Source organism: Salmonella sp. SAL4457 (genome assembly GCF_046548235.1).
GTDB classification, from domain to species: Bacteria; Pseudomonadota; Gammaproteobacteria; order Enterobacterales; family Enterobacteriaceae; genus Salmonella; species Salmonella enterica.
In genome coordinates, this window is sequence record NZ_JBGDZO010000002.1 from 278,405 (window position 1) to 300,556 (window position 22,152).

A 22,152-nucleotide genomic window follows, 5' to 3' on the forward strand; every position below is an offset into this window, starting at 1 on the left:
CGGAACTTTCCGCAGTGCGCTTCATGCTTGCATCCGGCAACTAACTTTGGATAATGCCCGTTTTCAGAACTCAAACACAGCAGACTACACTTTTATGAAAAACGACGTCATTTCACCGGAATTTGATGAAAACGGTCGCCCGCTGCGCCGCATTCGTAGTTTTGTTCGTCGCCAGGGGCGACTGACAAAGGGGCAAGAACACGCGCTGGAAAACTACTGGCCGGTGATGGGCGTCGAGTTCAGCGAAGCGCCGGTAGATTTCGCCACGTTGTTTGGTCGCGAAGCGCCGGTGACGCTGGAGATTGGTTTTGGCATGGGGGCGTCTCTCGTGGCGATGGCGAAAGCGCGCCCGGAGCAGAATTTCCTCGGCATTGAAGTGCATTCACCCGGTGTCGGCGCGTGTCTGGCATCCGCTCATGAAGAGGGCGTTGAAAACCTGCGCGTCATGTGCCACGACGCGGTAGAAGTGTTGCATACAATGATTCCTGACAATTCTTTATCGATGGTTCAGCTCTTTTTCCCTGACCCGTGGCATAAAGCGCGTCATAATAAACGCCGTATCGTTCAGGTGCCGTTTGCTGAACTGGTATTGAGCAAGCTGAAATTGGGCGGCGTTTTCCATATGGCGACCGACTGGGAAGCGTATGCGGAACACATGCTTGAAGTCATGTCTTCTATCGACGGGTACAAAAATCTGTCAGAGAGCAATGATTATGTACCGCGCCCGGAATCGCGCCCGGTAACGAAATTTGAACAACGTGGCCATCGTCTTGGTCATGGCGTATGGGACTTAATGTTCGAGAGGGTGAAATAATGGCAAAGAACCGTAGTCGTCGTCTGCGTAAAAAAATGCACATTGACGAATTCCAGGAATTAGGATTTTCGGTGGCATGGCGTTTTCCGGAAGGTACATCTGAAGAGCAGATCGATAAGACTGTCGATGACTTTATTAATGACGTTATTGAGCCTAATAAACTGGCGTTTGACGGCAGCGGCTACCTGGCCTGGGAAGGGCTGATTTGTATGCAGGAAATCGGTAAATGTACCGAAGAACATCAGGCGATTGTGCGTAAGTGGCTGGAAGCGCGCAACCTTGAAGAAGTCCGAACCAGCGAACTTTTCGACGTTTGGTGGGACTAATAAGTACAGGGTCGGCAAATGCCGGCCCGCTTTGTCTTGAGGGAAAGTTATGATGCGCAAAACGCTGCTGGCGGCAGTGCTAACGTTTACGGCGATGGCCGCTCATGCAGATTACAAATGCAGCGTCACGCCGCGTGACGATGTGATCCTGAGTCCACAAACGGTGCAGGTGAAAGGTGAAAACGGCAACCTGGTGATCACGCCGGACGGCAATGTGATGTACAACGGTAAGCAGTACACCCTTAGCGCCGCGCAGCGCGAGCAGGCGAAAGATTACCAGGCGGAACTGCGAAGCGCGCTGCCGTGGATTGATGAGGGCGCCCGATCGCGCGTCGAAAAAGGCCGCGTGGCGCTGGATAAAATCATCGCTAAAGAGGTGGGCGAAAGCAGCAACATGCGTAGCCGTCTGACGAAGCTTGATGCGCAATTAAAAGCGCAAATGAACCGCATTATCGAACATCGTACGGACGGCCTGACGTTCCACTATAAGGCTATCGACCAGGTGCGTGCCGACGGTCAGCAGTTGGTGAATCAGGCGATGGGCGGTATTTTGCAGGACAGCATTAACGAAATGGGCGCCAAAGCGGTGCTTAAAGGCGGCGGCAATCCTTTACAGGGCGTGATGGGCAGTCTAGGTGGTTTGCAAACCGCTATCCAGAACGAATGGAAAAACCAGGAGAAAGATTTCCAGCAGTTTGGCAAAGATGTCTGTAGCCGCGTAGTGACCTTAGAAGATAGCCGCAAAGCGCTGGTTGGCAGCCTGAAGTAATCTTTCCTTTTTAAACAATGGCGCAGATCGTATCTGCGCCTTTTTATTCTGTTTTTTCCTGCATTTTGTTATCCATCTCTAAAAAATACTCTCTGTCGGATATATATCGCTGGTTAATCGTATGGCGTCACATTATTCGTCTGCAATATAGAGATAATGCGACCAGTTGACATAACTGGAGATATAACATGGAGTTTTTCAGGAAAACGGCATTAGCTGCTCTGGTAATGGGTTTCAGCGGCGCAGCGTTCGCTTTACCGAATATCACCATCTTAGCGACCGGCGGAACGATCGCTGGCGGTGGTGATTCAGCAACAAAATCAAATTATACGGCAGGTAAAGTCGGCGTCGAAAATCTGGTGGATGCCGTTCCTCAATTGAAGGACATTGCGGTAGTGAAAGGCGAGCAGGTCGTTAACATTGGCTCGCAGGATATGAACGATGAAGTCTGGCTCACGCTGGCGAAAAAAATCAATACCGAGTGCGACAGCACCGACGGTTTCGTGATCACCCACGGTACTGATACGATGGAAGAGACCGCTTATTTCCTCGATCTGACCGTGAAATGCAATAAACCGGTGGTACTGGTCGGCGCGATGCGTCCTTCCACGTCAATGAGCGCAGATGGCCCGTTCAACCTCTATAATGCGGTAGTAACAGCGGCTGATAAACAGTCTGCCAACCGCGGCGTGCTGGTGGTAATGAATGATACCGTTATGGACGGACGCGACGTCACTAAGACCAATACGACTGACGTGGCGACGTTTAAAGCGGTTAACTACGGCCCGCTGGGTTATATCCACAACGGTAAAATTGACTACCAGCGTACGCCAGAGCGTAAACATACCACTTCCACCCCGTTCGACGTGTCGAAGCTGACCGCGTTGCCGAAAGTCGGTATCGTTTATAACTATGCGAATGCGTCCGATCTGCCGGCAAAAGCGCTGGTAGACGCGGGTTATGACGGGATCGTGAGCGCAGGTGTGGGTAACGGCAACCTGTATAAAACGGTCTTTGATACCCTGGCGACCGCCGCGCACAACGGTACGGTAGTGGTGCGTTCTTCACGTGTGCCGACTGGCGCAACCACGCAGGATGCGGAAGTTGACGATGCAAAATACGGCTTTGTCGCTTCCGGCACGCTGAACCCGCAAAAAGCGCGTGTCTTACTGCAACTGGCGTTAACCCAGACTAAAGATCCAAAACAGATCCAGTCGATGTTCAATCAGTATTAAAGATAATGCCCCGGTCGGAAGGCCGGGGCTATCTTTGGAAGACCTCTCGCACAACCAACACTATTATCTTGCTAATTATCATCCTGGTTATGATAATTGTGGGCGTCATGTCTCTGGACGGGAGGTCCACAAGTGGTTCGACAATGGATTGCTGGCGCAGCGCTGTTTGCCCTGATTTCAGGCTATAGTTGGGCAGAGGTTGCTCAACCCTCCGATAACATCTTAAAAGAACAGTTTAGTAAGCAGTACCACGGCATACTTAAACTGTATTCCATTACCTTAAAAAATCTTGATTCGACGGGCAATCAGGCCACCTGGTCTGCCGAAGGGGATATTTCTTCCCGTGAAGATATGTATACCGGCGTTGGTATGGCGGCGGATTATTATTTTGTTGAAAAAACCTGGACCAAAGATCGTCCCGTTAAATTTTCTGCCATGTTAACCAGTAAAGGGACGCCAGCCTCTGGCTGGACGGTGAACTATTACTCATTACAAATGGCAGCCAGCGATCAGGGCCGGGCTATTGACGACATTAAAACGAATGATAAATACCTGATCGTCAACAGTGATGACTTTAACTATCGGTTTGGCAACATTGAAGCCTCCTGGCGTGCGCAGAAAGCGTCGATCCCCGGTCTTGAAGAACAACTCTCTGCCCTGGATAAGAAAATAGCGGTAGCTAAAAAAGAAGCGGACGCGTATTGGGGAAAAGGCGCTGATGGGAAACCGTTGACCCGCGCCGAGGCGTTTAAAAAGACGTTAAAAGAGCGCGATGATTATGTAAAAGCCAACGATAGCAGCGTATATGCCGAGAAATACGAAAAAGAGGTCTATCAACCGGCATTAGACGCGTGTCGTAAGCAGAGTGAGCCGTGCAATGAAGCGGCTATTCAGCAGAAAAGAGATTTAGACATACACGAGCAACGGCGGCAGGTATTTTTGAAATCAGAAGAGCTGCGTCGAAAAGCGCAGAATGACTGGATAACGTTAGAGAAAGGACAATATCCGCTGAATATAGCGGTACAGAAACTTCAGATGCAACAGAGTGATATCCGTGTGAAAATTATGGATATTAATGACGGTTACGAGCGCTGGAAAAAAGATACGGACGATTTGCGTCGTAAAGGGGTTATTAAATAATGCGCTTGCCGGCGGCGCATTAACCGCCACAGGTCGGTAAGCGTCGCGCCATCAGGTATTTTACCCGCTGGCGCGACAGGCTTATTCCTTGTTATTCCGCGAGAAACAACTCAAGAAGAGAGTTTAAAAACAGTTTACCGTGCCGGGTAATCTGCCAGTATTGCTCGCATTCGGTCAGGTAGCCCTGGGCAATAGCCTCGTCGATTGGCTGACGAATAACCGCTTCCGTAAGCCCGGTGTAGTCGACAAATTCGGCGCGAGGCGCGCGCTCCAGCAACCGAAAACGGTTCATAAAGAACTCAAAGGGTTTGTCATCATCACTCACGTCACGCTGGCTTTCCTGGTAACGTCCCTGCATATAACCGCGTGGGTGACGGGTTTTGGTGGTGCGCAAGATCCTGCTGTCCGGGAAGGTGACTTTACCGTGGGCGCCGCAGCCAATACCCAGATAGTCGCCAAAGCGCCAGTAGTTCAGATTATGCTGGCACTGATAACCGGGTTTGGCATAGGCCGACGTTTCGTATTGCTGATAGCCCGCGGCGGTTAATAACTGGTGGCCCTGATCAAAGATATCCCACAGAGCGTCATCGTCCGGTAAAACCGGCGGACGCGAACCGAACAAAGTGTTGGGTTCAATCGTCAATTGATACCATGAGAGATGCGGCGGATTAAGCGCAATCGCCTGTCGCAAATCATTCAGCGCCTCTTCCAGCGTTTGATCCGGCAATCCATGCATCAAGTCGAGGTTAAAGCTGCGTAGCCCAAGTCCATTTGCCAGTCTTGCTGCCCGCATCGCCTCTTGTGGACCGTGAATACGGCCAAGACGTTTCAGCTTAGGCTCACTAAAGCTCTGCACGCCAATGGAGATCCGGTTTACGCCGGCGCGCTGATAGTCGATGAAGCGGTCGGCTTCGACCGTGCCGGGGTTCGCTTCCATGGTAATTTCCGCATCCGCCGCCAGATTCAGGCGCGCGCGCGCGCCGTCCAGCAGCGTTTGCATCGCCGGCCCGGAAAGCAGGCTTGGCGTACCGCCGCCAATAAAAATGGTCTTTACTTCACGCCCTTGCGCCCAGGCGACGTCGGCATCCAGATCGTTTAACAGATGCTGGACGTAGTCGTCATGCGGCACCTCGCCCTTCAACGCATGGGAATTGAAGTCACAATATGGACATTTTTGTACACACCAGGGAATATGAATATAAAGACTGAGCGGCGGTAGTTTAGCCATTGCGTAACGCATCCAGCAGCAGCTTGAGCGCTTGTCCACGGTGGGAAATCGCGCTTTTTTCTTCACGGGTCAGTTCTGCGGCGGTTTTGCCTTCAGACGGTACGAAGAAAATGGGATCATAGCCAAATCCGCCATTTCCGGCCGCCTGGCGAGTAATGACGCCAGGCCAGCTACCGTGACAGACTATCGGTGTGGGATCTTCGGCATGACGCAAATAAACCAGTACACAATGGAATCGCGCCTGGCGTTTGTCGTCCGGAACATCTCGTAGAGTATGCAGCAGTTTTTCCAGATTTTGCTGATCTGTCGCGTTTTCGCCAGAATAGCGCGCGGAATAGATACCCGGCGCGCCGCCTAAAACGTCAACGGCCAGACCGGAGTCATCGGCAATGGCGGGCAGACCGGTCATTTTAGCGGCATGGCGCGCTTTGAGAATCGCGTTTTCAATAAACGTCAGGCCGGTTTCTTCCGCGGAGTCAACGCCCAGTTCCGTTTGCGCTACCACATCAAGCCCAAAATCGCTTAACAGCGACGCGAGCTCGCGCACTTTACCGGCGTTGCCGGTTGCGAGAACAACTTTTTGCATGGAATACCTACTCAGTTAACGCCGCAATTTCCGGCGGGATCTGTTGCGGGTGAATAATTTTTACCTGTTTGTGACGGCCCAGCTCGCCTTTTTCGATGACGATCTGACTTTTCGCCACGCGAAACTGTTTACCAAGAAACTTGGTCAGATGGCTGTTTGCCTGACCGTCAACCGGCGGGGCAGTAATGGCGACTTTCACCTCGTCGCCATGTAAGCCCACAATACTGTCGCGGCTGGCTTTCGGCTGAATATAAAGCCGTAACACCAGACCGTCTTCGCAGCGAGTCACAGCACTCATAGCGCCATCCATAGCCCCGGCAGCAACATGTTGCCTGTCGCTTGTAAGACTTCAGCGATCCCCATATTAACGACATACAGCAGCAGCACCAGAACCATCGGCGAGAAGTCGATGCCGCCCATCGCAGGCAGTATACGGCGAATCGGGCTGAGCAGCGGCTCGGCAAGCTGAATCAATACATATTCAATCGGGCTACGACCCTGGCTCACCCAGCTCATGATAGCCATGACCAGCAGCACCCAGAAGATCAGCAGGCCGATTGTTTTAAGCAAGATAAGCACTGCGGCAATCCAGATAATCGCCTGAAACGTAATGACCTTAAACAGCACTATCGCCTTAATAACGCTAAGAATAAACGCCACCAGCAGGGAAGCGCTGTCAATCGGCCCCATTGGTGGGATAATACGACGCAGCGGTCCGATGATGGGCTGCGTAATTTTCACCACGAACTGGGAGAAAGGGTTGTAAAAGTCACAGCGGGCCCACTGCATCCACACGCGCAATAATAGCACCATGGTATACAGCTCAATTACCGTTGAGAGCAGGAAGGTCAACGTATTCATGGCGTTCCTCAGTTTTCCTTAATTTTTTGTGTAATCACGAGCACCAAAGATAGCGGTGCCGATGCGCACCATTGTGCTACCTGCCGCAATCGCGGCTTCCATATCGTCGCTCATACCCAGAGATAAGGTATCAACGTCAGGGTAGCGCGCTTTCAGCCCGGCAAATGCTACAGCCATTTGACGTGCGACTTCAAACTGCCTTACATAATCTGACTCTGGCGCCGGGATCGCCATCAGTCCGCGAAGCCGCAGACGCGGCAGTGTTGCCACCGCCGCGGCCAGCTCATCCAGTTCCGCCAGCGGAATGCCTGATTTGCTGTTTTCATCGCTGATATTAATTTGGATCAGAACATTTAGCGCCGGCAGATTATCCGGACGCTGTTCGCTCAGACGCGAGGCGATACGCAGGCGATCGATGGTATGACACCAGTCAAAATGCTCGGCCACCAGCCGACTTTTGTTGGACTGTAAAGGGCCTATAAAGTGCCAGTGCAGGCCTTCCACTTTCGCTTCCTGAAAGTGGCGGATTTTTTCCACCCCCTCTTGTACATAATTTTCACCAAATGCCCGTTGTCCGGCGGCAATGGCTTCTGCGATGTCGCTCGCAGGTTTGGTTTTACTCACTGCAAGCAACGTAACTTCTTCTGAAGAGCGGCCGCAACGCGTCGCCGCGGCGGAGATTTTGTCCCGGATGTGTGCCAGGTTATGCGCGATATCGTTCATTTTCCGAGGATGTTTATATGAATATGGAAGAAATTGTGACGCTTAGTGTAAAGCATAACGTCTCGGATCTACACCTGTGTAACGCCTGGCCTGCGCGATGGCGCAAACAAGGACGCATGGAGACCGCGCCTTTTACCGCGCCTGATGTCGACAGGCTTCTGCTTGATTGGCTTAATGATGCGCAACAATATCAGTGGCGAACGCACGGCCAGCTTGATTTCGCCGTCTCGCTGTCTGGCACGCGGCGCCTGCGCGCCAGTGCGTTCACACATCAACAGGGAACGTCGCTGGCGCTACGGCTATTGCCCGAGCGTTGTCCTGATCTGGCGGAAATCCAGACGCCGCCGATAGTACCCGCACTGCTTGCCAGCGAGAACGGACTGATTCTGGTCACTGGCGCTACTGGCTGCGGGAAATCCACTACGCTGGCGGCGATGGTGGGACATCTTAATCAACATGCCGATAAACACATCCTGACGCTGGAAGATCCTATTGAGTACCGTTACACCAGCAAGCGTTGCCTGATACAGCAGCGGGAAATCGGCCAGCATTGCGCCACTTTTGCCGCCGGGCTGCGCGCGGCGTTACGTGAAGATCCCGATGTCATTTTACTGGGAGAGCTGCGTGACAGCGAGACCATTCGCCTGGCGCTGACGGCGGCGGAAACGGGGCATCTGGTACTGGCAACCCTGCATACTCGCGGTGCGGCGCAGGCGGTGGAAAGATTAGTGGATAGTTTTCCGGCGCAGGAAAAAGAACCGGTACGCAGCCAACTGGCGGGTAGTCTGCGCGCCGTACTATCACAAAAACTGGAGGTCGACAGACAGGATGGGCGCGTGGCGTTGTTTGAATTACTGATTAATACGCCAGCCACAGGGAATTTGATCCGTGAAGGCAAACTCCATCAGTTGGCCCACGTGATACAAACCGGGCAGCAGCAGGGGATGATGACATTCGCCCAGAGCGCGCAATGGCGTCAGGCGCAGGGACGACTGTAGCGAAGATGGCGGCGTAGGGGGGTTGTAAAGTGTTGACTGGCGCGGTGGATTGAACGGCATGCAGGCTTGTATCCTGGCGAACCGGCGTTAAAATCGCAGCTTTGTTAAAACCACAGCGAAGCCATTTAACGATGTCATCACAACCGAATCAAAGCCTGATAGATGGCATTCGCTGTCTGCAATATCTGGTCTCCAGCGACCGTGCTATCGGATGTCGCGAGCTTGCCCGGCTGATGGATATTAATACCACGCGCGTTAATCGCCTGTTAATGACGATGGCCTCTATTGGACTCACGATGCAGGATGAGCACCGACGCTATTTACCCGGGCCAGGCATTCATGCTTTGGCGGCGCAGGCGATTCGTGGTTCAGCGCTGTTCTCCCATGCGTTGCCTATCCTTGAACGCCATGCGCCCAAAGACATCGTGGTGGCATTAGGCGTGCTATGGGAAGACCAGATTATCTATATTTATCACTCTACGCCGGGTTCGCAGGGAAGTCAGGCGCTGGCGGGGTTTCGCATGTGCCCGGCCTGGCAGTCGGTAACAGGAGTGGCGTTACTGGCGGCAGAAAGCGATGAGGCGCTAATGCAGCGTTTTACTCCGGAGCAGTGGCGTAATCTGGCGCCGCATGTGGCGCAGCAGCGCCAGCGGGGATACGTGCTGTGGCATCACGCTGATGGTGAAGTTTCTATGGCGCAACCGCTAGACAAGCACGCCGCAGCGCTGGCCTTTGCGGGAATGTGGCGGATTGATGAGGCGGAGGCGGCTGCGCGTTTACAGGCGTTGAAGGCATTAAACCAGCTTATTGCCCAGTAAGCCTGGCAACCGTGACCGCGTTATCCGCCTGCTGACAAAAACGGCTTTAATACCCCTGTTCAAAATAGCTTTCGAGGATAATCACGGCGGAGGCCGAGTCCACTTTGCCTTTGTTCAGTGCGCGATACCCACCTCGTTCAAACAGACCGGAGCGTGCTTCAACGGTGCTGAGTCGTTCATCGTGCAGCGTGACAGTTACCCCGAAACGCCCATGAATACGGTTGGCGAATTTACGTGCGCGCGCCGTCAGCGGCTGTTCAGTGCCATCCATATTGAGCGGTAGCCCGACAATAATTTCGTCCGGCTGCCACTCTTTCAGCAAACGTTCAATGAGCGTCCAGTCGGGCGTGCCGTCCTGTGCTTTGATTGCCGGAAGCGGACGGGCGGTGCCGGTAATGCGTTGTCCTATTGCAACGCCGATGCTTTTTGTGCCGAAGTCAAAGGCCAGTAAGGTGCCGCTCATCAGGCGTGCCCCGCAACGCCAGGCATGGTCAGAATATCAATGCCAATAAGTTTTGCCGCTTCGCGCCAGCGCTCGGCAATGGGTGTTTTGAACAAAATATTGAGATCGGCGGGCGCGGTAAGCCAGGCGTTATCAAGCAACTCTTGTTCAAGCTGGCCTTTATCCCAGGAGGCGTAGCCCAGCGCGACCAGCACATCGGAAGGCTGTTGTTGGGTACCTAACGTTTCCAGCACATCGCGGGAGGTGGTAATCACGGTATTGTCTGAGATACGAATGCTGGAGGCGAAACGTGACGGCGGAGTATGGAGAATAAATCCGCGATCTTCCGCCAGCGGGCCGCCGAGCATCACGGCTTTATCAAGACGAATTGCCGAATCGCGCGGTTCCGGCGTAATTTTTAGTTTTTCCAGAATCCCTTCAATTTGCAGATTTTCCAAAGGTTTATTAATAATAATCCCCATAGCGCCGTCCTGGTTGTGCTCGCAAATATACACTACGGAACGGCGGAAAATCGGGTCCTGGAGCGCAGGCATGGCAATAAGAAAGTGATGCTGTAAATTCATTGTCAGAGGTTCTGTTTCCTGGTTCAAAAAAACGACAGCGTTCAGTATGTGGGGAAAGCGGACGGTTGTCACTCATATAAGCCGTCTTTTGCCAAAGGACGGCGGCCTTATCGGGCAATAGACTGCCGGATGGCGATGCTGACGCGCCGCCTTATCCGACCGGGGCGGCGTGATTGCTCAGGCCCGGTAAGCGCACGCCACCGGGCAATAAACGTTTACTTCGCCAGACGCGCTTCGATGGCGTCCATCAACATCCCGGTGATAGAGATCGGGTATTCCGCTTCAATTTCACGCACGCAGGTTGGGCTGGTCACGTTAATTTCCGTTAAGCGGTCGCCGATAATATCCAGACCGACGAAAATAAGCCCTTTGGCTTTAAGCGTTGGCCCAACGCGGCGGGCGATTTCCCAGTCGCTTTCGCTCAACGGACGGGGTTCGCCGCGACCACCAGCCGCCAGGTTGCCGCGGGTTTCGCCGCCCTGCGGAATACGCGCCAGGCAGTAAGGCACCGGCTCGCCGTCGACGACCAGTACGCGCTTATCGCCATCTTTGATCGCGGGCAAATAGTTCTGCGCCATGCAGTAGCGGTTGCCCAGCTCGGTCAGCGTTTCGGCAATAACGCCTATGTTAGGATCGCCTTCCTTAACGCGGAAAATGGACGCGCCGCCCATACCGTCCAGCGGTTTCATAATGATATCGCCGTGCTTTTCCCAAAACGCTTTGAGCTGCGCTTTATTGCGCGTTACCAGCGTTTCCGGCGTCAGATCGGCAAACCAGGCAGTATACAGTTTTTCATTACAGTCGCGCAGGCTTTGCGGTTTGTTGACGATCAGCGTCCCTTCTTCTTCAGCGCGTTCCAGAATATAGGTCGCATAAATAAACTCGGTATCAAACGGCGGATCTTTACGCATCAAAATGACGTCCAGATCGGCGAGTTTAATCTCCTGCTCGCTGCCGAACTCGTACCATTTATCGTAATTTTGCTCCACGCTCAACGTTCGCGTGCGGGCGCGGGCTTCGCCGTTAATCAGATAAAGGTCGGCCATCTCCATATAATGAAGTTCATAACCACGACGTTGGGCTTCCAGCAGCATAGCGAAACTGGTGTCTTTCTTGATGTTGATGTGTGCGATGGGGTCCATCACGATGCCGAGCTTGATCATTATTTTCTCCGTTAACGCTTCATCCTAAGTCGCCAAAACGCACCTGTAGCGCAGTAATGGCGGTGAGCGCGGTTGTCTCAGTACGCAGAACGCGAGGTCCTAACAGAATATCAGTAAACTGATAGCGCGCGGTCATCGCGATTTCGTCCGCCGACAGCCCGCCTTCCGGGCCGATTAGCAGTCGGACGCGTTCAACCGGCAGCGGCAGAGTGTTAATGCTGGCATGGGCGCGCGGATGAAGATTGAGCTTCAGCCCGGAATCTTGCTCGGCGCACCAGGCTTCCAGCGCCATCGGCGGGCGAATTTCCGGCACCCGGTTACGCCCGCATTGTTCGCAGGCGGCGATGGCGATCTTTTGCCACTGCTGGCGCTTTTTGTTCAGACGTTCACTATCCAGTTTAACGCCGCAGCGCTCAGAGAACAGTGGCGTAATGAGGCTTACACCCAGTTCGATCGATTTCTGGATAGTAAATTCCATTTTTTCACCGCGCGACATCACCTGGCCCAGATGGATATGTAGCGGCGATTCACGATCGTCGATTTCGCCTTTCATCACTTGCACTTCAACGCTTTTCTTACTGGCGCTAATGATTTCAGCATCGAATACCTGATTACTGCCGTCAAACAGCTGTAACGCTTGTCCCGCTCCCATGCGCAGTACACGACCAATATGGTTGGCCGCATCTTCGCATAACGAAATCTGCGTACCGGACGTCAACAATTCAGGGTGATAAATGCGGGGAATACGCATAATAAAAAAATCCGCGTCATGGCCCCGGCGTTTGGCTATCCAGGGCATGGGTTAACAAGAATCCCGCTAGTGTAGGTTAGCTCTTTCGCGCCTGGCAAGCGCGTTGCACATAGGGATTATGATTACCCTGGACCTTCGCGATACGCGCATCGCGCTCGCACTCCCAGGCGGTAACGGGGTACTGCTTATCCCAGACGTTAAAAAGCTGCGTTTGTTGGCGGGAAAGTTTCAGTTGGTATTGGTCGCGCATATAAAAATAAGTGCGGGCGATTGCGCCACGGGCGCGGGCGGGCGGCTCGGCGAGCTTCGCTTTGAAATCTACTTTCATGGCGCACTGCCCGTACTGACCTTCGCCGCCGTTCCACTGGCTATACATAAAGTTGCCGCGATCGCCATTCACTTCGCCAATCGCGGGTTGCAGGTTATGCATATCGCTTTCCATTTTGCGGTAGACCGGGTCTTTAGCGCAGTTTTTTCGCCCGCCGTCCTGCCAGCACTGGCGCTGATGACCGAATTGCCAGGCGGGGACAACGTGCTCCCACTCAATGCGTCTGGCGCGATTCTCGTTTTTACGCACCTTATAGCCGCAGGACTCCAGGTCTACGACGCCTTTTTTACCCTGCCAGCGGATTTGGCACCCGCAGTAAAAGCTGCCGGGCGCGTCAGCATTGACTTTGACGCTCGCCGCTTTGGCCTGAGAAAAATTGTTAATGCCATCGGCCAGGGCCTGGCCTGAAAACGCTGCGGCCAGCAACGCAGCGGCAAAAGAAAAATTACGGTACATTGCACACTCCATAGCAAAACGAGCCCGCAACGTAACGAAAGTTGTGTCTGTATGCAATCAGTCCGCTCAGGAAAGTTCCCGGACGTTTCGGGAAACTACCCGGCGACCAGTGGTTCGCCGCAGTGAACGCAACGATAAACCGCTTCGCCGCGTACTACCCGATTATGACGGCGGACGGTGAGTTGATGTTGCTGGCATTGGCAATGATAGGGAAAGGTATTGCGCCGTACGGATTGCAGCGCAAATTGATGGGTACGTCTGGCCGGAACGCCCAGCACGCTTTCCATCATCCACTTCCATTCCTTGCCATGCGGAGCCTTGCGTCCGAAGTGCTTCCACACCAACAGATGCGCCAGTTCATGCGGCACGACCTCTGCTATAAAGGTGTCGATGTTTTCCAGCAGTAACACCGGGTTGAGGCGGATTTCGTAGCTCTCCAGCCAGGCGGTGCCCGCCGAGGTGCCGCGTTGCGTATACACCAGTTTCGGCTCCGGATAATGTCTATCGAGCTTGAGGTTCGCCTGGGCGAGATTTTCCCGCAGACGGCGCATCACGGCCTGCTGGATAGCGATAGGGAGACGAGGGGTTTTCATAGCGGCAGAGAATAGTGCGACGGAAGAGGGACTGCAAGAAAAACGCTTCCTCCTGTGGCAGGAGGAAGCGTGGAGGGATTAGTCGTGGGCGCCGATTTCGCGCAGTTTACGACCTTTCATCAGGTTACGTTCAATGTGCTCCAGCGAAACGTGTTTGGTTTCCGGCACCAGCCACAGGGTCAGCAGGATAAACAGCACGTTCAGGCCAGCGTAGACCCAGAAGGTGTTGGCGTTACCCAGATTGTTCAGCATGGTCAGGAACGTTGCGCCGACGATCATATTGGCGATCCAGTTGGTCGCGGTGGAGCAGGTGATGCCGAAATCGCGGCCTTTCAGCGGCTGGATTTCGGAGCACAGTACCCAAATCAGCGGACCAGCGCTCATCGCAAATCCAATGATGAACATCAGCAGCATAGCGATAGCGAAGTATTGTGCAGACGGCGAATGGATGCCGATGTGCATCATCGTACCCAGAATCCCCATACCAATCGCCATGACCAGGAAGCCCAGCGTCAGGGTCGGCTTGCGGCCCCAGCGGTCAACCAGGCCGATAGCGATGAAGGTTGCCAGCACGTTAGTCAGACCAACAATAACGGTGCCCCACATCTGCTCCGTGGTATTCGTGTATCCCGCCAGTTCGAAGATTTTCGGCGCGTAATACATGATGACGTTCATCCCGGTAAATTGCTGCATGACCTGCAACAAAATGCCAAGAAACACGGCGCGGCGGAAGTTGCTGTTCTCTTTGAACAGCGCCCAACCGCTCTGTTTAACCTGCAAACTTTCGCGAATTTCATCGAGCTCACGTTTTGCTTCCGCACTGGTGTCACGCAGGCGCAACAGGACGCGTTCAGCATCATGGAAACGGCGTTTCGCCGCAAACCAGCGCGGGCTGTCCGGCAAGAAGAAGACGCCGATCAACAGCAGAATGGCCGGGATGATGATCACGCCGAGCATCCAGCGCCATGCGCCGCTGTAGCTGAACGCGGTATCTGACAGATAAGCGCCCAGAATCCCGATGGTGATCATGAGTTGGTACATTGAGATCATACTGCCGCGAATTTTTTCCGGCGCGATCTCGGACAGGTACAACGGTGCAGTGTAGGAAGCGACGCCGACGGCCAGACCCAGCAGCACGCGAGAAATAATCAGGACTTCAACGTTAGGCGCCGCAGCGGAGAACAGCGAACCGGCGACGAACAGGATAGCGCCGATCATCAGGCTTTTTTTACGACCCAGCTTAAAGGAGAGCCAGCCGCTGCCGACAGCGCCGACGGCAGCGCCAAACATCATGGAGCTGACCACCCATTCCTGAGTGTGTGCGGTAATCTGAAACTCGTCGGTAATGAAGGGTAAAGCACCGGCGATAACGCCGATATCCAGGCCAAAAAGTAATCCTGCCAGGGCTGCAAGAAAGCAGACAAAAAATGTCATGGCCTTGTTGGAACGCCCTTGTTTTTTATTGTCAGGCATTATGCCCTCCGGTTGGGTTAGCAATTTTATCGATGTTAAGAGTAGGTGAGTACGCCGTAAAAAGATGTGAGGCTAATCACAATGGTGTAATCGTTTACACTACTATTTATCTCGGTGATTATTTAATTATCTGAAAAATAATAGTTTTAATAATCTTATAACCATATCAATCGCCTGGTATTCAGACAAAGTTGAAAAATTATGTAATATTTTCATCGCAGAATTAGCATACCGATAGTGATGTAGTCAGTTCTTAATGAAAATGAATGTAACCGCTTTCATGATGACTGAAACTGAATGATAAAAAGTGTAGTCGAAGAAACGAAAGGGGAGAGTGGATTGTGCTGCGCATCACAAAAAGGTCAGTATAAATTCACGCTGGAATATCTGATAACGTTGCGTGTATCAGCAATGATAAAGGCCAGCAGAGCGCTGGCCTTGATAAGTACGGTATGGTTTCCCTGACTGAAAAACAGCGTCAGGCGCGGGCGATTATTTCAGACCGGCAGCATCGCGCAGCAGTTGCGCTTTGTCGGTTTTTTCCCATGGGAAGTTTTCGCGACCGAAGTGGCCGTAAGCCGCAGTTTCTTTGTAGATCGGGTGCAGCAGATCCAGCATCTGAATCAAGCCGTACGGGCGCAGGTCGAAGAATTCGCGCACCAGCAGAATCAACTGTTCAGCAGGCACTTTTTCAGTACCGAACGTTTCCACCATGATGGACGTCGGCTCCGCTACGCCGATAGCGTAGGAGACCTGGATTTCACAGCGATCCGCCAGACCTGCCGCCACGATGTTTTTCGCGACATAACGCGCAGCGTAAGCTGCAGAACGGTCAACTTTAGACGGATCTTTACCGGAGAAGGCGCCGCCGCCGTGACGCGCCATACCGCCGTAGGTATCAACGATGATCTTACGACCGGTCAGACCACAATCGCCCATCGGGCCGCCGATAACAAAACGCCCGGTTGGGTTGATAAAAAACTTAGTGGACGTATTTAACCATTCAGACGGCAGAATGGGTTTGATGATCTCTTCCATCACCGCTTCTTGCAGCGATTTTTGGTCGATATCTTCTGCGTGCTGCGTAGAGAGAACCACGGCGTCGATACCGACGATTTTGCCGTCGTCATACTGGAAAGTGACCTGGCTTTTTGCATCCGGACGCAACCATGGCAGGGTGCCATTTTTACGCACTTCAGCCTGACGCTGTACCAGACGGTGCGCGTAGGTGATTGGCGCAGGCATCAGTACGTCGGTTTCATTTGTCGCGTAGCCAAACATCAGGCCCTGGTCGCCCGCGCCTTGTTCCAGCGGGTCTGCGCGGTCAACGCCCTGGTTGATATCCGGAGACTGTTTGCCAATTGCGCTCAGTACCGCGCAAGAGTTGGCGTCAAAGCCCATGTCGGAATGCACATAGCCAATTTCGCGCACCGTATTACGGGTAATCTCTTCGATATCGACCCAGGCGCTGGTGGTGATCTCACCGCCAACTAAAACCATGCCGGTTTTAACGTAGGTTTCACAGGCGACGCGTGCTTTCGGATCCTGTTGCAGGATAGCGTCCAACACGGCATCAGAGATTTGGTCTGCGATTTTGTCAGGATGCCCTTCTGATACGGACTCAGACGTAAAAAGGTGTTTTGCCATATTTAATTTCACCTAAGGAGAATTTAGTTAGCTCAAACTGTTGTGCGGAATAGTCATGACAGAAGATTCTACCATGAGTCTGAAGGTCACTGACACTGGCAGTCTGAGTGTTAATCGGTATGGATGGATTAACATCTGGACGGCTATTTTAGGTCACTTCTTCGCCCAATTTCCAGCTTTTTTTGAAGGCCGTCGCAATGTCGGTCAAAATCAGGCGGTAAACGTTTCTGATAATGCTGACATTATGCGCATTTATGCTTTGCTTTTTTTCTGCGTTCTGGGTATAAAACGCGACGCGCGGCTCATACAAAAGCACACGACGTTTTCTTCGTGTCGCCACTTCCAGCCGGGTTAAAACGTTGCTTTGGCTTGTGGGTTCGTCTTACGAGGCGGCCGTGGAGGTGATACGAGATAATGAACCGTTGTATTCTGCTGAATCTGTCGCATCGTTCTGGTGCGCGCATGTCCCCCGCAATCTGCATCTCTGCTTTGCATACCTGCCGATGTTATACCCATCTCGGCGCTTCTCAGGATTCCAGAGCCGGCAATGGCGCTGAAGACTGAACAAGGGCGCTCTTGTTAACGCAAGAGTTTTCTCGTGGTTTCGCCGAACCGTTATCTGTGAGTTCGGTTACGTGTTTACAATGATATGAAAAAGAAACCGGTCGCGCAGGCGGAGCATCAGCGCTATCTGCTGGAAAATCCGCTTGTCTATGGGTTGTTATCGCGTCTTCGGATTGCGATAGTAGTCAACTGTTTTACACTTGCTAATAAAAATTGAGGTTCGCTATGTCTGACGACATGTCTATGGGTTCGCCTTCGTCAGCAGGCGAACAGGGTGTACTACGCTCCATGCAGGAGGTTGCAATGAGCTCCCAGGAAGCCAGCAAGATGCTGCGCACTTACAATATTGCCTGGTGGGGCAATAACTACTACGACGTCAACGAGCTGGGCCATATTAGCGTATGCCCCGATCCCGACGTACCGGAAGCGCGTGTCGATCTTGCCAAACTGGTGAAAGCGCGCGAAGCGCAAGGTCAGCGTCTGCCGGCGCTGTTCTGCTTCCCGCAGATCCTGCAACACCGTTTGCGTTCAATTAACGCGGCGTTTAAGCGTGCGCGTGAATCTTACGGTTATAACGGCGACTACTTCCTCGTTTATCCGATTAAGGTCAATCAGCATCGCCGCGTGATCGAGTCCCTTATCCATTCCGGTGAACCGTTGGGGCTGGAAGCGGGGTCAAAAGCGGAATTGATGGCGGTGCTGGCGCATGCCGGCATGACCCGTAGCGTGATCGTCTGTAATGGTTATAAAGACCGTGAATACATTCGGCTGGCGCTGATTGGCGAGAAGATGGGCCATAAGGTTTATCTGGTCATCGAAAAGATGTCTGAAATCGCGATTGTGCTGGAGGAGGCCGAGCGCCTGAATGTGGTTCCTCGCCTGGGCGTGCGTGCGCGTCTGGCCTCTCAGGGGTCCGGTAAGTGGCAATCCTCCGGCGGCGAAAAATCAAAATTCGGCCTGGCGGCGACCCAGGTGCTGCAACTGGTGGAGACCCTGCGTGACGCCGGGCGTCTGGACAGTCTGCAACTGTTGCACTTCCACCTGGGATCGCAGATGGCGAACATTCGCGATATCGCGACCGGCGTGCGCGAGTCCGCGCGTTTCTATGTTGAGCTGCATAAGCTGGGCGTTAATATCCAGTGCTTCGACGTGGGCGGCGGTCTGGGCGTGGATTATGAAGGTACCCGCTCGCAGTCCGACTGTTCGGTGAACTATGGCCTGAACGAATATGCCAATAACATCATCTGGGCGATTGGCGATGCCTGCGAAGAGCATGGTTTACCGCATCCGACGGTGATTACCGAGTCTGGCCGCGCCGTCACTGCGCACCATACGGTACTGGTCTCTAACATTATCGGCGTGGAGCGTAACGAATACACGGATCCGACAGCCCCTGCTGAAGATGCGCCGCGCGCGCTACAAAATCTGTGGGAAACCTGGCAGGAGATGCATAAGCCTGGCACTCGCCGCTCGTTGCGTGAGTGGCTGCATGATAGCCAAATGGATCTGCACGATATTCATATCGGCTACTCTTCCGGCGCGTTTAGTTTGCAGGAGCGCGCCTGGGCGGAGCAACTTTATCTCAGCATGTGCCATGAAGTGCAGAAGCAACTGGACCCGCAAAACCGTGCGCATCGCCCGATTATCGACGAACTGCAAGAGCGGATGGCGGACAAAATGTACGTCAACTTCTCGCTGTTCCAGTCAATGCCGGACGCGTGGGGAATCGATCAGCTCTTCCCGGTACTGCCGCTGGAAGGGTTAGATCAGGTACCGGAACGTCGTGCCGTGCTGCTGGATATAACCTGTGATTCCGATGGCGCTATTGACCACTATATCGATGGCGACGGTATCGCCACGACGATGCCGATGCCGGAATACGATCCAGAGAATCCGCCGATGCTCGGCTTCTTTATGGTCGGTGCCTATCAGGAGATCCTCGGTAACATGCACAACCTGTTTGGCGATACTGAAGCGGTTGACGTGTTTGTCTTCCCGGATGGTAGCGTCGAGGTTGAACTGTCGGACGAAGGCGATACCGTTGCGGATATGCTGCAATATGTGCAACTGGATCCGAAAACGCTGTTAACGCATTTCCGCGACCAGGTAAAACAGACGGATCTGGACGATGCGTTGCAGCAGCAGTTCCTTGAGGAATTTGAAGCGGGACTGTACGGTTATACTTATCTTGAAGATGAGTAATTAAGAGTATTCCGCTTGTGGGTCGATTTAATTATTTAAGTCGACCCTTTTATATTTTATAAATTCTTAATTATCAGCGGTGCCGCTTCTCTATGTGATTTTATGGGCCTACAATCCCCCTAATAATTAAAAAGGGGTATGAGTATGAGCAAATTTAAATTTAATGCCGTCATTGTTGGCTTGTTTTTGCTGTTAGGCGGCTGTTCCAGTGGAATGCAATCTAATAATGGCTCTTCATCCGACGTCGGCACCGCCTGGGGCGGCGACGTGCATTCATCGGTACAAAGCGTTTCGGTAGAACGTGTCGATCGAGAACCTGCCGAAATGGTGATAATAAATTACTCCACTCAATATCCGTCAGGTTACGATAAAGTTTATAGTATACGTATCAGCGATCTTGAATATGCTGTGCGCGACGCTAATTTTAATTCGATTCCAATTACTCGTCGCTACAACGCATCAATGGGACAATGGCAATATAGTATTCCTGCAAGATCAGGGATGAACTATCAGTTATATATTCGTAATTACAGTCATGATACCAATTACGAAATCGTCGCAACGGTTGATGGCCTGGACGTGTTGAACGGAAAAGCAGGCTCGCTGAATCATCATGGCTATATTGTTAACGCCGGCGATTCACTGGCGATTAAAGGGTTTCGCAAAGATAAACACACTGAGGCGGCATTCCAGTTCGCCGACGTAGCTGACGCTTATGCGGCCCACTCCGCGCAGGGCGACGTACGCAACATCGGCGTCATTGGCTTTGCCGCTTTTGCATTGCAGGGTAAAGCAACAAATACGCTACCGCCTTGTTCCTCGCAGGCTTTCCCGGCGGACAATAACGGGTATGCGCCGCCGCCCTGCCGCAAATAAACCCGGCATCAAACGTCAAATATGCGTTATGGGAATCAGCGCCTTTCCTGCCGAGTCTGGTGGGGAAGGACTGTGTGACGCGCATAGCCGTAGGTTGCGGGAAAGAAACGACCACTCTCTGACAGGGAAATTGTTTACCATAAACATTAGGATTTGTTTACACTACCCTCAAGTGGAGCAATTGCTGTCTACATAGGTATGTGCATGGAACAAATTTTAACCAAGCGGCGCTATTTTGATATAGGGCTGCAAATAGAAGAACTACTCTATTCAGGGGTATTTAAAGCTGGCGAGCGACTTCCGGCGGAGAGAGAACTTAGCGAGCGTTTTCAAACCAGCCGCACGACGATTCGTGAGGCGATTATTATGCTTGAGCTGAAGGGAGTGGTAGAGGTTAAGCAAGGCGCAGGCACTTACTTTATTGATAGTCTGGAGAAAATCAATCAAAAAGCGCTCTTGCCTTACTCAGACATTGGCCCCTTTGAATTGCTACAGGCCCGGCAGGTCATCGAAAGCAACATCACCGGTTTTGCCGCTACGCAAATAAGATTTAATGAACTTAAGCAGCTTAAACGTATTATTGAGCAGCAGGAAAAGCAGATTGGCGGCGACAGCGACAAATTTGAAGAACTGGATCGCCAGTTCCACAATATCATCGCGGAATCTACGCAAAATCGTGTATTAATGAAACAATCTGCCGAGCTGTGGCGGGCTGTCAGGACCGAAAATCCGCGCTGGAAGCAGTTAAACTATAAGTATTTACATAAGAAAGAGTTAAGAATGAAATGGGTGGAAGATCACCGTAGTATCTTCCTTGCATTGCAAAAACGCGATGCTGAGCAGGCCAGACAGGCTTCGTGGACCCATCTTGAAAACAGTAAAAATGAGCTGGTAAAAATCTTCCAACAGGATGATTCGCTGGAAGATTTTGATGATTTTTTCTTCGCCACCTGACGGCTATTTTCAGGCGGATGACATTTTTGTCAGCGATTAACCGGGCCTGCCGCCAAAAACAAGCCCGGAGAGAGGGAATCAGGCTTCGTAAACGCTCAGCTTATCCCAGTCAAACTCTACGCCAATGCCGTAGGTGTCCGGTGCCACGGCGCGATAATTGTCGACCACCAGCGGATGTTTGGTATATTGATCGATCGGGAAACTGTGAACCTCCAGTCAGCCAGTCTCGAATGCGGAAACCAGTCTGACGTGTAATTCCTGCATACCGAGCGAGCATACCAAACGACCGCCATTCGTCGACAGACGCGCCGCCTTCAACCAGCCATTTTCCACAGCGGCAGTTTTTCACGTTTGCCTTTCAAATCCCAAAGGGCGATATCCACCGCAGACATCGCAAACGATGCGATGCCTCCGCGACCCACATAGTGAATATGCTATTCCATAAAGTCATAGATATCGTCAATCGCAGCGCCTCTTTCCCTGACAGTACCGGGGCAAGATCGTGGTCGATCATCGCTTTAATTGCATACCCACCCTTTCCGCCGGTATAGGAATATCCGGTGCCAGTTGAACCGTCTTCCAGCGTAATCGTCGTGGTTACCAGTTCGAAATGGCTATTAT

Annotated in this window: 27 protein-coding genes; 13 read left to right on the top strand and 14 right to left on the bottom strand. The window is 52.6% G+C overall.

Annotated elements, in window-relative coordinates; all coding sequences use genetic code 11:
• Window positions 1-94: 94 nt before the first annotated feature.
• From trmB to ACLJNW_RS08955, 5 genes are all read left to right on the top strand, one after another.
• Window positions 95-814, top strand: coding sequence for a tRNA (guanosine(46)-N7)-methyltransferase TrmB (gene trmB, locus ACLJNW_RS08935; RefSeq protein ID WP_000786893.1), 720 nt, complete (start codon window positions 95-97; stop codon window positions 812-814).
• Window positions 814-1,140, top strand: coding sequence for a YggL family protein (locus ACLJNW_RS08940; RefSeq protein WP_001107559.1), 327 nt, complete (start codon window positions 814-816; stop codon window positions 1,138-1,140). The genes trmB and ACLJNW_RS08940 overlap by 1 nt, the downstream gene beginning before the upstream one ends.
• A gap of 49 nt (window positions 1,141-1,189) precedes the next feature.
• Window positions 1,190-1,909 (top strand): DUF2884 domain-containing protein, encoded by a 720-nt coding sequence (locus ACLJNW_RS08945; RefSeq protein WP_000984827.1) that lies wholly within the window; start codon window positions 1,190-1,192, stop codon window positions 1,907-1,909.
• A 188-nt stretch (window positions 1,910-2,097) separates the two neighbouring features.
• Window positions 2,098-3,144 carry an L-asparaginase 2 gene (ansB, locus tag ACLJNW_RS08950; protein ID WP_000394188.1) on the top strand — a complete coding sequence of 349 codons (1,047 nt, stop codon included), beginning with the start codon at window positions 2,098-2,100 and terminating at the stop codon, window positions 3,142-3,144.
• Between the two features lie 132 nt (window positions 3,145-3,276).
• Complete coding sequence (locus ACLJNW_RS08955) at window positions 3,277-4,284, top strand: DUF1202 domain-containing protein (RefSeq protein WP_024154697.1); 1,008 nt, start codon at window positions 3,277-3,279, stop codon at window positions 4,282-4,284.
• Between the two features lie 91 nt (window positions 4,285-4,375).
• Here the strand turns inward: ACLJNW_RS08955 and hemW are convergent, their stop codons facing one another.
• The 5 genes from hemW to ACLJNW_RS08980 are packed head-to-tail and all read right to left on the bottom strand — an operon-like array spanning window position 4,376 to window position 7,682.
• Window positions 4,376-5,512: a radical SAM family heme chaperone HemW gene (gene hemW / locus ACLJNW_RS08960; RefSeq protein WP_024154698.1), complete on the bottom strand. Its 1,137-nt coding sequence runs from the start codon at window positions 5,510-5,512 to the stop codon at window positions 4,376-4,378.
• Window positions 5,505-6,098, bottom strand: a complete 594-nt coding sequence (locus ACLJNW_RS08965; protein ID WP_001174769.1) for an XTP/dITP diphosphatase — start codon at window positions 6,096-6,098, stop codon at window positions 5,505-5,507. The genes hemW and ACLJNW_RS08965 overlap by 8 nt, the downstream gene beginning before the upstream one ends.
• Window positions 6,099-6,105: 7 nt before the next feature.
• Window positions 6,106-6,396 (bottom strand): DUF167 family protein YggU, encoded by a 291-nt coding sequence (gene yggU, locus ACLJNW_RS08970; protein ID WP_001277205.1) that lies wholly within the window; start codon window positions 6,394-6,396, stop codon window positions 6,106-6,108.
• Complete coding sequence (locus ACLJNW_RS08975; protein ID WP_001094848.1) at window positions 6,393-6,959, bottom strand: YggT family protein; 567 nt, start codon at window positions 6,957-6,959, stop codon at window positions 6,393-6,395. The genes yggU and ACLJNW_RS08975 overlap by 4 nt, the downstream gene beginning before the upstream one ends.
• A gap of 18 nt (window positions 6,960-6,977) precedes the next feature.
• Window positions 6,978-7,682 (bottom strand): YggS family pyridoxal phosphate-dependent enzyme, encoded by a 705-nt coding sequence (locus tag ACLJNW_RS08980; protein ID WP_000997790.1) that lies wholly within the window; start codon window positions 7,680-7,682, stop codon window positions 6,978-6,980.
• Between the two features lie 17 nt (window positions 7,683-7,699).
• Here ACLJNW_RS08980 and ACLJNW_RS08985 point away from each other — a divergent pair, with 17 nt between their 5' ends.
• Entirely contained in the window at window positions 7,700-8,680 is a 981-nt protein-coding gene (locus tag ACLJNW_RS08985; RefSeq protein ID WP_001055658.1) for a type IV pilus twitching motility protein PilT, read from the top strand.
• A gap of 131 nt (window positions 8,681-8,811) precedes the next feature.
• Window positions 8,812-9,498 carry an IclR family transcriptional regulator gene (locus ACLJNW_RS08990; RefSeq protein WP_000098324.1) on the top strand — a complete coding sequence of 229 codons (687 nt, stop codon included), beginning with the start codon at window positions 8,812-8,814 and terminating at the stop codon, window positions 9,496-9,498.
• Between the two features lie 46 nt (window positions 9,499-9,544).
• Here ACLJNW_RS08990 and ruvX read toward each other — a convergent pair whose 3' ends face one another.
• From ruvX to metK, 8 genes are all read right to left on the bottom strand, one after another.
• Window positions 9,545-9,961 carry a Holliday junction resolvase RuvX gene (gene ruvX, locus ACLJNW_RS08995; RefSeq protein ID WP_000017096.1) on the bottom strand — a complete coding sequence of 139 codons (417 nt, stop codon included), beginning with the start codon at window positions 9,959-9,961 and terminating at the stop codon, window positions 9,545-9,547.
• Window positions 9,961-10,524 (bottom strand): YqgE/AlgH family protein, encoded by a 564-nt coding sequence (locus ACLJNW_RS09000; RefSeq protein ID WP_001053167.1) that lies wholly within the window; start codon window positions 10,522-10,524, stop codon window positions 9,961-9,963. Before ACLJNW_RS09000 ends, ruvX begins: the two co-directional genes overlap by 1 nt.
• Window positions 10,525-10,739: 215 nt before the next feature.
• Complete coding sequence (gene gshB, locus ACLJNW_RS09005) at window positions 10,740-11,687, bottom strand: glutathione synthase (RefSeq protein ID WP_000593248.1); 948 nt, start codon at window positions 11,685-11,687, stop codon at window positions 10,740-10,742.
• A gap of 19 nt (window positions 11,688-11,706) precedes the next feature.
• Complete coding sequence (gene rsmE / locus ACLJNW_RS09010; RefSeq protein WP_023203985.1) at window positions 11,707-12,438, bottom strand: 16S rRNA (uracil(1498)-N(3))-methyltransferase; 732 nt, start codon at window positions 12,436-12,438, stop codon at window positions 11,707-11,709.
• A gap of 76 nt (window positions 12,439-12,514) precedes the next feature.
• Complete coding sequence (gene endA / locus ACLJNW_RS09015; RefSeq protein WP_000286124.1) at window positions 12,515-13,222, bottom strand: deoxyribonuclease I; 708 nt, start codon at window positions 13,220-13,222, stop codon at window positions 12,515-12,517.
• 95 nt (window positions 13,223-13,317) lie between these two features.
• Entirely contained in the window at window positions 13,318-13,815 is a 498-nt protein-coding gene (locus tag ACLJNW_RS09020) for a SprT family zinc-dependent metalloprotease (protein WP_000856775.1), read from the bottom strand.
• A gap of 78 nt (window positions 13,816-13,893) precedes the next feature.
• Window positions 13,894-15,288 (bottom strand): galactose/proton symporter, encoded by a 1,395-nt coding sequence (galP, locus tag ACLJNW_RS09025; RefSeq protein WP_001113171.1) that lies wholly within the window; start codon window positions 15,286-15,288, stop codon window positions 13,894-13,896.
• 492 nt (window positions 15,289-15,780) lie between these two features.
• Complete coding sequence (gene metK, locus ACLJNW_RS09030; RefSeq protein ID WP_001062140.1) at window positions 15,781-16,935, bottom strand: methionine adenosyltransferase; 1,155 nt, start codon at window positions 16,933-16,935, stop codon at window positions 15,781-15,783.
• A 55-nt stretch (window positions 16,936-16,990) separates the two neighbouring features.
• On the opposite strand from metK, the gene ACLJNW_RS09035 reads away from it, so the two are divergent.
• From ACLJNW_RS09035 to ACLJNW_RS09060, 6 genes are all read left to right on the top strand, one after another.
• Window positions 16,991-17,290 carry a hypothetical protein gene (locus ACLJNW_RS09035; RefSeq protein WP_023198014.1) on the top strand — a complete coding sequence of 100 codons (300 nt, stop codon included), beginning with the start codon at window positions 16,991-16,993 and terminating at the stop codon, window positions 17,288-17,290.
• Between the two features lie 59 nt (window positions 17,291-17,349).
• Complete coding sequence (locus ACLJNW_RS09040; protein ID WP_001751809.1) at window positions 17,350-17,499, top strand: hypothetical protein; 150 nt, start codon at window positions 17,350-17,352, stop codon at window positions 17,497-17,499.
• A gap of 85 nt (window positions 17,500-17,584) precedes the next feature.
• Complete coding sequence (gene yqgB / locus ACLJNW_RS09045) at window positions 17,585-17,716, top strand: acid stress response protein YqgB (protein WP_000729109.1); 132 nt, start codon at window positions 17,585-17,587, stop codon at window positions 17,714-17,716.
• Between the two features lie 8 nt (window positions 17,717-17,724).
• Entirely contained in the window at window positions 17,725-19,701 is a 1,977-nt protein-coding gene (gene speA, locus ACLJNW_RS09050; RefSeq protein WP_001278580.1) for a biosynthetic arginine decarboxylase, read from the top strand.
• Between the two features lie 144 nt (window positions 19,702-19,845).
• The gene (locus ACLJNW_RS09055) at window positions 19,846-20,577 is read left to right on the top strand and encodes a hypothetical protein (protein WP_000032797.1); all 732 of its coding nucleotides are present in this window, start codon (window positions 19,846-19,848) and stop codon (window positions 20,575-20,577) included.
• Window positions 20,578-20,730: 153 nt separating this feature from the next.
• On the top strand, window positions 20,731-21,531 hold the full coding sequence (locus ACLJNW_RS09060) for a FadR/GntR family transcriptional regulator (protein WP_001576357.1): 801 nt from the start codon (window positions 20,731-20,733) through the stop codon (window positions 21,529-21,531).
• Between the two features lie 314 nt (window positions 21,532-21,845).
• On the opposite strand, the gene ACLJNW_RS09065 is transcribed toward ACLJNW_RS09060, so the two are convergent.
• Window positions 21,846-21,923 (bottom strand): hypothetical protein, encoded by a 78-nt coding sequence (locus ACLJNW_RS09065; RefSeq protein ID WP_023228383.1) that lies wholly within the window; start codon window positions 21,921-21,923, stop codon window positions 21,846-21,848.
• Window positions 21,924-22,152 lie beyond the last annotated feature (229 nt).

Coding starts and splice junctions, on each gene's coding strand:
- trmB (WP_000786893.1), top strand. CDS start 95: ATGAAAAACGACGTCATTTCACCGGAATTTGATGAAAACGGTCGCCCG.
- ACLJNW_RS08940 (WP_001107559.1), top strand. CDS start 814: ATGGCAAAGAACCGTAGTCGTCGTCTGCGTAAAAAAATGCACATTGAC.
- ACLJNW_RS08945 (WP_000984827.1), top strand. CDS start 1,190: ATGATGCGCAAAACGCTGCTGGCGGCAGTGCTAACGTTTACGGCGATG.
- ansB (WP_000394188.1), top strand. CDS start 2,098: ATGGAGTTTTTCAGGAAAACGGCATTAGCTGCTCTGGTAATGGGTTTC.
- hemW (WP_024154698.1), bottom strand. CDS start 5,512: ATGGCTAAACTACCGCCGCTCAGTCTTTATATTCATATTCCCTGGTGT.
- ACLJNW_RS08965 (WP_001174769.1), bottom strand. CDS start 6,098: ATGCAAAAAGTTGTTCTCGCAACCGGCAACGCCGGTAAAGTGCGCGAG.
- yggU (WP_001277205.1), bottom strand. CDS start 6,396: ATGAGTGCTGTGACTCGCTGCGAAGACGGTCTGGTGTTACGGCTTTAT.
- ACLJNW_RS08975 (WP_001094848.1), bottom strand. CDS start 6,959: ATGAATACGTTGACCTTCCTGCTCTCAACGGTAATTGAGCTGTATACC.
- ACLJNW_RS08980 (WP_000997790.1), bottom strand. CDS start 7,682: ATGAACGATATCGCGCATAACCTGGCACACATCCGGGACAAAATCTCC.
- ACLJNW_RS08985 (WP_001055658.1), top strand. CDS start 7,700: ATGAATATGGAAGAAATTGTGACGCTTAGTGTAAAGCATAACGTCTCG.
- ACLJNW_RS08990 (WP_000098324.1), top strand. CDS start 8,812: ATGTCATCACAACCGAATCAAAGCCTGATAGATGGCATTCGCTGTCTG.
- ruvX (WP_000017096.1), bottom strand. CDS start 9,961: ATGAGCGGCACCTTACTGGCCTTTGACTTCGGCACAAAAAGCATCGGC.
- ACLJNW_RS09000 (WP_001053167.1), bottom strand. CDS start 10,524: ATGAATTTACAGCATCACTTTCTTATTGCCATGCCTGCGCTCCAGGAC.
- gshB (WP_000593248.1), bottom strand. CDS start 11,687: ATGATCAAGCTCGGCATCGTGATGGACCCCATCGCACACATCAACATC.
- rsmE (WP_023203985.1), bottom strand. CDS start 12,438: ATGCGTATTCCCCGCATTTATCACCCTGAATTGTTGACGTCCGGTACG.
- endA (WP_000286124.1), bottom strand. CDS start 13,222: ATGTACCGTAATTTTTCTTTTGCCGCTGCGTTGCTGGCCGCAGCGTTT.
- ACLJNW_RS09020 (WP_000856775.1), bottom strand. CDS start 13,815: ATGAAAACCCCTCGTCTCCCTATCGCTATCCAGCAGGCCGTGATGCGC.
- galP (WP_001113171.1), bottom strand. CDS start 15,288: ATGCCTGACAATAAAAAACAAGGGCGTTCCAACAAGGCCATGACATTT.
- metK (WP_001062140.1), bottom strand. CDS start 16,935: ATGGCAAAACACCTTTTTACGTCTGAGTCCGTATCAGAAGGGCATCCT.
- ACLJNW_RS09035 (WP_023198014.1), top strand. CDS start 16,991: ATGACAGAAGATTCTACCATGAGTCTGAAGGTCACTGACACTGGCAGT.
- ACLJNW_RS09040 (WP_001751809.1), top strand. CDS start 17,350: ATGAACCGTTGTATTCTGCTGAATCTGTCGCATCGTTCTGGTGCGCGC.
- yqgB (WP_000729109.1), top strand. CDS start 17,585: ATGAAAAAGAAACCGGTCGCGCAGGCGGAGCATCAGCGCTATCTGCTG.
- speA (WP_001278580.1), top strand. CDS start 17,725: ATGTCTGACGACATGTCTATGGGTTCGCCTTCGTCAGCAGGCGAACAG.
- ACLJNW_RS09055 (WP_000032797.1), top strand. CDS start 19,846: ATGAGCAAATTTAAATTTAATGCCGTCATTGTTGGCTTGTTTTTGCTG.
- ACLJNW_RS09065 (WP_023228383.1), bottom strand. CDS start 21,923: ATGTCTGCGGTGGATATCGCCCTTTGGGATTTGAAAGGCAAACGTGAA.